General features: G+C 72.5%; 10 protein-coding genes and 1 pseudogene. 7 read left to right on the top strand and 4 right to left on the bottom strand.

Features of this window, described 5'->3' with window-relative positions; translation table 11 throughout:
* From AC51EU_RS22030 to AC51EU_RS22005, 6 genes and pseudogenes are all read left to right on the top strand, one after another.
* Window positions 1-1,373: pseudogene (locus AC51EU_RS22030) on the top strand (hypothetical protein); the annotation flags it as partial.
* Complete coding sequence (locus tag AC51EU_RS22025; RefSeq protein ID WP_496268756.1) at window positions 1,373-2,542, top strand: deoxynucleoside kinase; 1,170 nt, start codon at window positions 1,373-1,375, stop codon at window positions 2,540-2,542. The pseudogene AC51EU_RS22030 and the gene AC51EU_RS22025, both read left to right, overlap by 1 nt.
* The gene (gene moaA / locus AC51EU_RS22020) at window positions 2,539-3,573 is read left to right on the top strand and encodes a GTP 3',8-cyclase MoaA (RefSeq protein WP_496268755.1); all 1,035 of its coding nucleotides are present in this window, start codon (window positions 2,539-2,541) and stop codon (window positions 3,571-3,573) included. The genes AC51EU_RS22025 and moaA overlap by 4 nt, the downstream gene beginning before the upstream one ends.
* 3 nt (window positions 3,574-3,576) lie before the next feature.
* The gene (gene surE / locus AC51EU_RS22015) at window positions 3,577-4,374 is read left to right on the top strand and encodes a 5'/3'-nucleotidase SurE (protein WP_496268754.1); all 798 of its coding nucleotides are present in this window, start codon (window positions 3,577-3,579) and stop codon (window positions 4,372-4,374) included.
* On the top strand, window positions 4,371-5,486 hold the full coding sequence (locus tag AC51EU_RS22010) for a glycosyltransferase (protein WP_496268753.1): 1,116 nt from the start codon (window positions 4,371-4,373) through the stop codon (window positions 5,484-5,486). The genes surE and AC51EU_RS22010 overlap by 4 nt, the downstream gene beginning before the upstream one ends.
* Window positions 5,487-5,544: 58 nt before the next feature.
* Window positions 5,545-6,255, top strand: a complete 711-nt coding sequence (locus AC51EU_RS22005) for a class I SAM-dependent methyltransferase (protein ID WP_496268752.1) — start codon at window positions 5,545-5,547, stop codon at window positions 6,253-6,255.
* 51 nt (window positions 6,256-6,306) lie between these two features.
* On the opposite strand, the gene AC51EU_RS22000 is transcribed toward AC51EU_RS22005, so the two are convergent.
* The 3 genes from AC51EU_RS22000 to AC51EU_RS21990 form a co-directional block, all read right to left on the bottom strand.
* On the bottom strand, window positions 6,307-6,756 hold the full coding sequence (locus tag AC51EU_RS22000; protein ID WP_496268751.1) for a 2-thiouracil desulfurase family protein: 450 nt from the start codon (window positions 6,754-6,756) through the stop codon (window positions 6,307-6,309).
* A gap of 112 nt (window positions 6,757-6,868) precedes the next feature.
* Window positions 6,869-7,642: an SDR family NAD(P)-dependent oxidoreductase gene (locus AC51EU_RS21995; protein WP_496268750.1), complete on the bottom strand. Its 774-nt coding sequence runs from the start codon at window positions 7,640-7,642 to the stop codon at window positions 6,869-6,871.
* A 118-nt stretch (window positions 7,643-7,760) separates the two neighbouring features.
* A complete protein-coding gene (locus tag AC51EU_RS21990) occupies window positions 7,761-8,897 on the bottom strand; it encodes a mandelate racemase/muconate lactonizing enzyme family protein (protein WP_496268749.1) in 1,137 nt (378 codons plus the stop codon).
* 273 nt (window positions 8,898-9,170) lie between these two features.
* Here AC51EU_RS21990 and AC51EU_RS21985 point away from each other — a divergent pair, with 273 nt between their 5' ends.
* Complete coding sequence (locus AC51EU_RS21985; protein WP_496268748.1) at window positions 9,171-9,875, top strand: GntR family transcriptional regulator; 705 nt, start codon at window positions 9,171-9,173, stop codon at window positions 9,873-9,875.
* 13 nt (window positions 9,876-9,888) lie between these two features.
* Here the strand turns inward: AC51EU_RS21985 and AC51EU_RS21980 are convergent.
* The coding region (locus AC51EU_RS21980) for a zinc ribbon domain-containing protein (protein ID WP_496268747.1) at window positions 9,889-10,201 on the bottom strand (313 nt) is incomplete at its 5' end.

The raw sequence follows: 10,201 nt of genomic DNA, 5'->3' as shown, positions 1-10,201 counted from the left end.
CCGCGGGCGCGGCGGGCCGCCTGCGGGACACCCGCTACCGCTTCGTGGCCGTGGGGCCGGACGCCCTTCCCGTGGCGGAGAGAACGGTCCGGCTGCACCCGGAGGGCAGCCTCACCACGGAGCCGCCGCGCAGTGTCCCGGACATCGAAGTGGCCGTCACCGCGAGCGACCTGGACGATCTGCTCGCCGGGCGCCTGGGGTACTCCGCCGCGCAGTACGGGGGACGGTTGCGTGAGATACGTCCGGGCCTGGCCACCGACCCGGAGCCCGGACCGGCCGTCCTCACCAGCCGCCACGACGAGGTGCCCGCCGAAGGAATGCCGGCGCTGTCCGGTATCGGGTTGTTCTCGCTGCTGCTGCGGGCGCGGCTCGGCTCGGCGCTGGTCGAGCTGGACCGCGAGATCGCCGCCTGCCGGCAGGGCCGCCCGGTGCGGCCGCACTCCGCCGCCCGCGCCCGTTCCCTGGGCCCGTCCGCCGGAGTGCGCCCGCACCGGGAAGCAGGACTCCGCCCGCTGTGGGCACGTCTGGGCCGGTGTCTCGCCCGTGGTGAGGACCCGGCGACCGCCTCCGGCACCCTCACCGTGGCGGGCCGGACGTGCTACGTCGGCGTGCTGGGCCGCGCCCCGTGGCCCGCGCCCGTCCGCGAGCCGGACGACAAAGTGGGGCTGCTCGTCCTGACCGGGCTCGTCGAAGCGCAGCCCCACCTTGGCGGGGGCGTACGGTTCCCGGCCGCCTCGTACCGCGTCCTGCTGGAGAACATCGCGTCCTCTCCCCTCCGCAGCTGGCGGGTGGTGGCCGCGCTGCCCGAGGGGGTGAGCGTGCCGTCCTGGCGTGCGGCCTCCCTGTTCCCCGTCCCGGCCGACCGGCTCCGCGCCGATCTGGCCCGCCGCGCGTGGCGCGGGCAGATCCTGGCGCCGCAGCGCCCGTCCGGGCCCGGCCGGGCCGCGGAGCGGGGCTGGTGGCTGGGGGGGCCCCCGGCGCCGGCGTCCGACCCGGACGGCGGGGAGCTGTGGGTGACGGAGTCGCCCGCGTGCCGGCTGCGCGGCCTGGTCGAACCGGGGCCGGGAGTCTCGTGGACGACCGGCGACGGCAGACCCGACTTCCGTGTGTGGGCCGGCCTGCCGGACCACGTGCCGGACCCGGAGGCCGCGGTGCGGGACGTACTGATCCGCGGCGATGTCCGCTTCTCGTGGCTGCTGCCGCCGCGGGAGACGACCGCGCGGGCCGGGCGGACGGTGGACCCGGTCGCCTTCGCCGAGCGGGTGGCCCTCCTCGCCCTGGCACGCCTGGCGCACGACCGGGCGGCTCCCCCGCCGCTCACCGACGCCGCCCCCTCCCCCCTGCTCCAGCCCACCGACCCGCGAGGACTGTGATGCTCACCGAGGTGCCGCCCCGCCATCGCCCCGACCACCGCCGCGCCGCCTGCCTCGTCCTCGACGGCCGGGACCGCGTCCTGCTCTCCCGGCCGGACTCCGCCTCCGGGCGCCCCGGCCTGCCGTGGGCCGTCGTCCCCGCGGGGAGTACCGCACGGCGCACCGCGGCCTCCGTGGCGCACCGCGCCTGCCGTGTCCGGGTACCGGCCGCCCAACTGCACTACCTGAGCGAACTGCACCTGCCGCCCGGCCCCGACGGAGAAGTGGCCCACGATCTGCGGGTGTTCGCCCACCGGCAGCGCGACGCCGGCCCGCGCACACCGCCAGGACCGCATCTGCGCTGGAGGCCGGTGGAGTCGCTCGCCGAGGACGACCTCGATCCGGCCGCCGCGCACTGCCTCCGCCAGGAACTCGACCGGTTTCTCGGCCTGTCCGCCGAGGAGGTGGCGGAACCCACGGCACTGTCCGACATCGAACGCGCGGCGCGGCGGCTGATCGATCCGGTCCCGGGGATGTGGCGCGAGGACGAACCGGCCGCGGTGGTGGTCCTCGGCCCGCCCGCGGTGGGGAAGAGCACCCTGCTCAAACGGCACGCCGCCCACGCCCCGCACACCCACCACGTGCGCGACATCGTTCCCGTCACCCGCGGGCCGGGCCGGGACAACTACCTCAGCCGCTATCTGCGCGGGGACGCCGCCTCGGCCTTCTTCTGCCAGATGGAGACCCTGCTCCTGCGGGTGCTCCAGAACCTGCGCACGCACAGCGAGGGCGTCCTGGACCAGGACGTGCACAGTTCACTGGCCTACGCCAAGGCGCTGCGCCTTGGCGGCGCCCTGAGCCACCGGCAGTACGAGACCTACTACCGCTACCACCATCTGCTCACCTCCGCGCTGCCACCGCCGGCCGCGGTGGTGCACCTGACCGCCCGCACCGATGTGCTGATGCGGCGGTTGCGGCGCCGCAACCGCGTCCTGGAACGCTCCTTCACCAGCTCCTACGTCTCGCTGGTGGCGCAGTGCTTCGAGGACGTGGCCGAAGAACTGTCCGCTCGTCTCCCCGTCCACCACATCGACGCCTCCGAACTGACCCCCGACCAGGTGCTGGCACGCTTCCGGGAGCTGATCGCCGGGCGTCCCGTCCCCCCTCACGCAAAGGAGCAGCAGCCATGACCGCACCCAAGAGCGACTGGCGCGATCCGGGTCCCGCCCCCACCCAGGGCCCGCTCATCGACACCTTCGGCCGTGTCGCAGGCGACCTGCGCATATCGGTCATCGACAAGTGCAATCTGCGCTGCACCTACTGCATGCCCGCCGAGGGGCTGCCCTGGCTGCAGAAGGACGAGATCCTCACCGTCGACGAGATCGACCGGCTGGCCCGTCTCTTCCACTCCCTGGGCGTCCGCGAATTCAAGATCACGGGCGGTGAGCCGACCGTACGCCGGGAGCTGGTCGAGATCGTGGAGCGGGTGTGCGCGCTGGACGACGTGGATGTCTCCATCACCACCAACGGGCTGCTGCTCGACCGGCTGGCCCGTCCCCTGCGCGAGGCCGGGCTGCGCCGCATCACCGTCTCCTGCGACTCCCTGATGCGCCACCGCTATGCGGAGATGACCCGCAGGGACGCCTTCGAGAAGGTGACCGCGGGACTGAAGGCCGCCAAGGAGGCGGGGCTCGACCCCGTCAAGATCAACTGTGTGGTCATCCGCGGCACCAACGACGACGAGGCGGTGGACTTCGCGCGCCTGGCGCACGACGGCGGCTACGACGTGCGCTTCATCGAGTACATGCCGCTGGACGCCGAACGGACCTGGGAGCGGGAGAAGGTGATGCCCGCCGAGGAGACGCTGGCGGCCGTCTCCTCCGTCTACGAGCTGACCCCCGTCGCCCACGACACCCCGCAGCCGGCCACCGCCTTCCGTTTCGCCGACGGCGCCCCCGGCGCGCTGGGCTTCATCCCCTCGGTGACCGCCCCCTTCTGCGACAGCTGCAACCGGATGCGCATCACCTCCGAGGGCGCCTTCCGCGTCTGCCTGTTCGCCCTGGAGGAGACCGATCTGCGCGCCGCACTGCGGTCCGGCGCGGACGACGCCGGCGTCGAGAAGCTGATCCGCGAGGCGCTGTGGCACAAGTGGCCCGGACACAAGATCAACCATCCCGATTTCGTCCGCCCCGACCGCAGCATGTCGATGATCGGCGGCTGACGCATGACGGCGCGCGCGAGGGTCCTGGTGACCAACGACGACGGGGTGGCCGCCCCCGGGCTGCGCCACCTCGCGGCCCATGTGCACGGCATGGGGCATCAGGTGGTGGTGGCGGCGCCGGAAGGGGACGAGAGCGGTTGCGGCACCAGTCGTGCGGTCGCCGCCGACGGGCTGGTGGCCATCCGCCGCACCACGCTGGAGGGGCCGGCGGACGTGCCCGTCCACGCGGTCGCCGCCCCGCCCGGCCTGATCGTCACGGCCGCCTGCCAAGGGGCCTTCGGCGCCTCCCCCGATCTGGTCCTGGCCGGCATCAACCCGGGCACGAACGTGGGCCCGGCCGTGCTGCACTCCGGCACCGTGGGAGCCGCGCTCACCGCCGCCCGCCACCGAAGACCCGCCGTCGCCGTCTCCCTCGGTCACGGCGCGCCCTACCACTGGGACACGGCGCTGCGGGCCCTCACGCTCGTCCTGCCGGGCGTGCTCTCCGCCGCGCCGGGGCGCCCGCCGCTCCTGCTCAACCTCAATGTGCCGAATGTGCCCCTGTCGCGGTTCGCCGGCGTGCTGCGCACGGGACTCGGACCGCACGGTGACACCCTCTTCACCGTCCAGCGCTGCGGCCCCGGCCTGCTGCGCGCCTCCCACCGGGCACGCCAGGAACGCAGCGGAGGAGAAGCAGCCCTTCTCGCCGCCGGATACGCGACCGTGACCCCGCTGCGACCGCCCGCCGAGGACACCGAAGCGCCCCTGGACCTCCCCGCCGCCGGCCCGGCACCGGCCGCCCTCGTAGGAGGTCCGCCATGAACCGCCGTGTGGTCTCCTTCACGTGGGGACGCGGTCTGGGCCACGTCTCCCGCCTGGTCGCCGTCCACGCCGAACTGCGGGCCCTGGGGTGGGATTCCCTGCTGCTGACCGAGCGCCCCCAGCGCCTCATCGAGGACTACGGCTTCCCGCAGACCGTCGTCCCCACCGACGCCGACAGCCTGGTCGGCGAGCCCCTGCACGGCACGGGCCCTGCCGTCGACCACGGCCTCGCCCGGGCACTGGTCGCCGGCGCGCTGCGGGCGGACGATGTGGTGCTGCACGATGTGACGGTCCAGCGCGAGCTGTACCACCGGGCCGCGCGGCTCGGCTGCCGGCAGTTCCTCGTCCACCGTTTCCAACGCAACCGGCCCGATCCCGCGGCCTGGGTCGCCCGCCACACCCCGGCCATCAGCAGGGTCTACCTGCTGGGCGAGGAGGGGCGGGTGGAGACCGCGCACGGGGTGCGCCTGGTCGGTGTGCCGCACATCGTGCGCCGTCTGCTCGGCCACCGCTCCCCCTGGCCGGCCGCCGGCCCGGCGATGAAGATCGCGGTGGTGGCCGGCGGGGGCGGCCATACCGACGCGCCCGGCTTTCTCACCGCCGCTCTCCACGGCATCCGGGAGTACGCCCATCGCCACGCCCCGGACGGCGTCGACGTCCTGGTGCTCACCGGCCCGCACTTCGACGGCACGGTCGGCGTCCCGCCCGGCATCCCCGGCCCGGTGCGGGTGACCCCCTATCTGGGCCCCACCTACGACATCTACCGGCACGCGACCGCAGCCATCACCCACGCGGGCTACAACACCGTGCAAGAACTCGCCCGTTCCCAGGTGCCGACCGTGGCCGTCCCCGGCATCCGGGACTTCGACGACCAGCGGGTACATCTGCGGGCCGCGGCCACCCGGATCAACGTGGCGGTGACCGAGGCCGACGGCCCGGCCATCGCCCGTGCCCTGACCGGCGTCGTGCGCCACCGCCCACCCACTACCGGGCCGGAGGGCGACGCGGCGTCCGCCGAGGCGGACGGAGCCGCTTGGCTCGCCCGCCACCTGACCTGTCCGCCCTCCGACAGCAGTCGTGACGAGGATCGCCATGCCTTCCGCTCCGAGTGACCTCTTCGCCTCGGCAGCGCCGTACTACGCCCGCTGTCAGCCGCTGTACCCGCGGGACATGTACGACTCGATCGCCCGGAGATTCACGCTCAACGGGACCCAGACAGCCCTCGATCTCGGATGCGGGCCGGGCACCATTGCCCTGCCGCTTTCCGCACTGGTCGCTCGGGTGATCGCCGTGGACCCGGAACCAGGAATGCTCGAAGAAGGGAAAATGACGGCCGAGCGCCAGAATCGCGGCAATATCCAGTGGCGGCAAGGGGATTCCTCCGCATTGCGCGCGCTGGGCCTGCCTCCGCTGGACCTCTGCGTCATGGGCAGAGCATTTCACTGGATGTCCCGCGAGCAGGTCCTCACCGACCTCGACCTGCTCGTCAAACACCACGGCGGGGTGGTCATCGCTTCCATGGAACCGCCCGAGACGGAATGGGCCCGAATCGTTTCCGAAATACGGAACCGGTACCTCGCTCCGTCCCGTCGCGGCGAGAACGGCACCTACCGGGAGCAGGAACAGTCACACCGCGACATTCTCCTCCGCTCCCCTTTCCCGTCCGTCACTGCCGAGCGTTGGACGTACCGCGTCGACCACACCCTCGACGATCTCATCGGCCTCCAGTTCTCGCACTCCTCCTTCACCCCCGCCCGGCTCGGCGACCGGAAGGACGCCTTCGAACGGGACCTGCGCACGGCGTTGATCGACTTCAACCCGAGCGGACAGTTCACGCAGACCCTCCACGCCGAGGCGCTGATCGCCACACGGAGGGGCTGACTTCCCTTCCCTCCCGCCGCCACCCCGATGGAACGCCGGGGTGGCGGGGCTTCATGCTCCGGGTGCGGGTCGCACGGTGATCCCGTTCCGTTCGAGCAGCGCCGCCGTCACGCCGTCTCCCGGTACCAGCTCGCCGGCGAACGACCCGTCGTACACGGCCCCGCGTCCGCACGAGGGACTGCGCGGCATCAACAGCGCCTCGGTGCAACGGCCGTTCCGCGCCGCCGCGAGTGCGCGGTGTGCTCCCTCCACGAACTCTGCCGTCACATCACGCCCGGTGTCCTCGACGACCCGCGCCGTCCCGTCGAGCACATCGTGGCCGTCGCCACCCACCAGTTCCGCGGGACGCCGCGGTGTCGCGAGCCCACCCGCGACCTCCGGGCAGAAGGAGACGACCTCGCGACCGGCCACCGCTTCCTCGGTCCCCGACGACGCCTTGTCACGCCCGTCGAACCGGCAGGGCACCCCGCGCAAGCACGCGCTGACCAGGATTCTTTCCATGCCGCCAGGCTAAGGGCTTGCAGGGAATCAAGGTGTTGCTTCCCTGCAAGCCCTTAGCCGCGGCGGTACCCCGACGGGCCGGCGGTACTCGTTGGTGCGCGTCGTCGCGCGTTCAGAAGTCGTTTGCGCCACGGGCGGTCAGTCCGCCGTCGACGAACAGATGGCTTCCGGTCACGTAACTGGCCTTCGGGCCGAGGAGCCAGTCGACGGCTTCGGCGATCTCCTCGGGGCGGGCGAGGCGGCCGAGGGGGATCTGTTGCTTCGCGCGCGCGGCGATGCCGTCGGGATCGCCCGGGAGGGCGTCGAGGAGCGGTGTCGCCGTGGCGCCGGGAACCACGCCGTTGACGCGGATTCCGGACGCCGCGTAATCGACGGCGAGTGCCCTGACCATCGCCGAAATGCCGCCCTTCGAGCTTCCGTAGGCACTGTTGGCTCCTCCGGCGAATCCCACGAAGGCGGACGGCGAGGAGACGCACACGATCGAGCCGGGACATGGGATGCCGAGAAGGTGGCGAATCGCCTCCCGGCAGGTGAGAAATGTGCCGGTGAGATTCACGCGGATGACGTTCTCCCAGTCCGCGAGGGCGGTTTCGTCGGCTTTCCGGGAGATTTCGATGCCCGCGTTGGCCACGATACGCGCCGGAACGCCAAGGGCGGCGACGCAGTTCTGGAAAGCCTCCGCGACGGCGCTTTCGGAGGAAATATCGGCGGCGAGGGGCAGCACGCCCGGGGACCCCAGCCGTTCCGCCTCCGCGGCGACCTCCCGCACGCCGTTTTCGTCCCGGTCGATCAGGGCGACGGGGCGCCCGGCCGACGCCTGGTGGAGGGCGGTGGCCCGTCCGATTCCCGATGCCGCTCCTGTGATCAGGGTGATGTCGTTCTGCATCGCTGTTCTTCCTTCGGGTTTGGCAGAGCGTGGTGACGGCCGGGACATGTGGCCTTTACGTCGGCCGTGGTGACGTGTCTTCACCGGCCCACCACTCGTCACCACCGCCCGACCGTCATCACGGCCGCAGCAGGGCATCCGCGTCGGCGTAGCGGGCCAGCGCGTCCGGGGCGATGCGGGCACCGAGACCGGGGGCGTCGGGGATGGCGAGCATGCCGTCCTCGTCCAGCCGCCAGGGTTCAACGGTGAGGTCGTCGACGTAGGGGGAGCCGGTGACGTATTCGATCAGGTCGGTGTCCGGCAGGGCCGAGGCGAGCTGGAGGTCGGCGGCGAGGCCGATGGCGGTGTTCCAGCCGTGCGGGATGAGGCGGATGCCGTGGTCGTGCGCGGCCCAGCCGATGCGGCGCTGCTCGCTCAGGCCGCCGACCTTCGTCACGTCCGGCTGGACGATGTCCCACGCGCCGGCCTCCAACCACGGGTGGAAGCTCTGCCGGCGGGTCAGCACCTCCCCGCCGGAGATCGCGACCGGTGCCTCACGGCGCAGGTGGACGAAGTCCTGGAGGGCGTCGGGGCTCAGCGGTTCCTCGAACCAGGCGACATCGTGCTCGTCGAGCATGCGGGCGGTGCGCAGGGCCCACTTGTAGCCGTTCGACCAGGCGCTGTCGCTGCCGCCGGCGTCGACCATGAGCATCGCGTCGGGTCCGACGGCCTCCCGTGCCGCGGCCACGATCTGCTCGTCGAGGGCGGCGCTGACCCGGCCGAAGGGCCCCCAGCCGATCTTGAATGCCGTCCAGCCCTGGCCGGCCAGCGCCCGGAGCCGGTCCGCCAGGACTTCGGGCCGGTCCATGAGCAGGGACGCATAGGGCCTCACGCGGTCGCGGTAGCGGCCGCCCAGCAGTCGGCCGACGGGTTGGCCGGTCACCTGGCCGAGCACGTCCCACAGGGCGGTGTCGACGCCGCTGATCGTGTGCGTCACCGAGCCGCCGCGGCCCATCCAGAACGTGGCGCGGTGCAGCCGTTCTGACACCCGCTCCGGCTCCGTCGCCTCCTCGCCGATCAGCAGCGGACGCAGGACCTCCAGGGCGCCGCGCACCAGCGCCTCGCTGGTGAAGACGCTCCCGATGCCGATCACGCCGTCGTCGGTGTGCACCGCCACCAGGGTGTGCACCACATCGTCGTGGCGCAATTCCTCCTGCCACCCGCCCGCCGGGGTCGCGCCCCGCAGGCCAACGGCACGGATGTCACGGATCTTCATGGGCTTCGCTTTCTTGAGGGGGACGGCGCCGAGCCGGCTCGTGGCCGAGCGGCCTGGGCGCCGGGGCGAGGGCTCCGCCGCGGACCGGGCACGGCCGGTGCGGCGCCGCGGAATCGACCGCCCGCTGCCAGGCCGCGGACGGAAGCGGGCGGATGTCCAGAACGTAACCCTCCAGATGGCAGATGGTCAACCATCTACGGTTGACCACGGCGTGCACTACCGTGAGGCGCAGACGTCCGCACCCGGCGGACCGGCACACGGGACGAAGAACGCATGACGAGCTCGATGCCGACGGCGGCACTGCCCCCGTCGCGGCGCGACTGGATCGTGAACCAGCTGCGACAGGCCATCGCGACCGGCGAGATCAAGCCCGGCGACCGCCTCGTCGAACGGGAGATCTCGGCCAGGTCCGGGGTGAGCCGCGGCCCCGTCCGTGAAGCGATCATGATCCTGGAGCAGGAAGGGCTCGTCGTGACGCACCCGTACCGCGGCGCCGTGGTCGCCGGGGTCTCCCAGCGCGAGGTCCGCGAGGTCCTCGTCCCGATCCGGCTGACGATCGAGCGCTTCGCCTTCCGCGACGCCGCCGCGAACCGCTCCCCCGAACTGCTCGACCGCCTGGAGCGGCTGGTCGGCGAGATGCAGGACGCCGCGGCGGGCGGCGCGCGGTCCGCGGCGCGCCTCGCCGACCTCGACGTGGCGTTCCACGAGGCGGTCATCGAGGCCGGCGGACACACCCAGACCCTTCAGATCTGGCGCACCATCCAGCCCCGCGTCCGCGCCTACTTCCTGCGCGACGCCCCCGCCCATGCCTCCCCCGAGGAGATCCCCCGCCAGCACCACGAACTCCTGACCACGCTGCGCACCGGCACACCCGACGAGGTGGACCGGGCCGTCGTCGGCCACATCGAGACCTACCTCGGCGACGGCACGACCACGGAGGCCGAGGCCCCGGAGGCCGGAGGAACCACGGAGACTTGACGTGTTCCCTGGTCTAAAGTCCAGGGATTCCGGCCTGGGTCGTCTGACCCTTCCGGGGGCTTCCTGCTTCACCGCGCTGTGCCGGGACTTTCGTCCTGGTCTTACCGGCGCTCCACGAGGCGTTTGGCGTCTCCGCCCGTCCGGCGGCGACGGTTCGGCGTCCTTCGAAGAGGACGTTGCGGGCTGCGTTGTGGTCGCGGTCGTGCACGGTGCCGCATTCGCCGCACGTCCACTGCCGGACGTGCAGGGGCTTGGGGCCGTCCCGGAATCCGCAGGCCGAGCAGACCTGCGAGGACGGGAAGGCCCGGCCCACCTTGGCGAAGGTG

The organism is Candidatus Streptomyces philanthi, assembly GCF_059553635.1.
The sequence above is the reverse complement of the archived record's forward strand: the minus strand, read 5'-3'. Positions and strand labels throughout refer to the sequence as shown.

Bases quoted from the DNA above. Each gene is read 5' to 3' on its own strand.
- AC51EU_RS22025 (WP_496268756.1), top strand. From the start codon at position 1,373: ATGCTCACCGAGGTGCCGCCCCGCCATCGCCCCGACCACCGCCGCGCC.
- moaA (WP_496268755.1), top strand. From the start codon at position 2,539: ATGACCGCACCCAAGAGCGACTGGCGCGATCCGGGTCCCGCCCCCACC.
- surE (WP_496268754.1), top strand. From the start codon at position 3,577: ATGACGGCGCGCGCGAGGGTCCTGGTGACCAACGACGACGGGGTGGCC.
- AC51EU_RS22010 (WP_496268753.1), top strand. From the start codon at position 4,371: ATGAACCGCCGTGTGGTCTCCTTCACGTGGGGACGCGGTCTGGGCCAC.
- AC51EU_RS22005 (WP_496268752.1), top strand. From the start codon at position 5,545: ATGTACGACTCGATCGCCCGGAGATTCACGCTCAACGGGACCCAGACA.
- AC51EU_RS22000 (WP_496268751.1), bottom strand. From the start codon at position 6,756: ATGGAAAGAATCCTGGTCAGCGCGTGCTTGCGCGGGGTGCCCTGCCGG.
- AC51EU_RS21995 (WP_496268750.1), bottom strand. From the start codon at position 7,642: ATGCAGAACGACATCACCCTGATCACAGGAGCGGCATCGGGAATCGGA.
- AC51EU_RS21990 (WP_496268749.1), bottom strand. From the start codon at position 8,897: ATGAAGATCCGTGACATCCGTGCCGTTGGCCTGCGGGGCGCGACCCCG.
- AC51EU_RS21985 (WP_496268748.1), top strand. From the start codon at position 9,171: ATGACGAGCTCGATGCCGACGGCGGCACTGCCCCCGTCGCGGCGCGAC.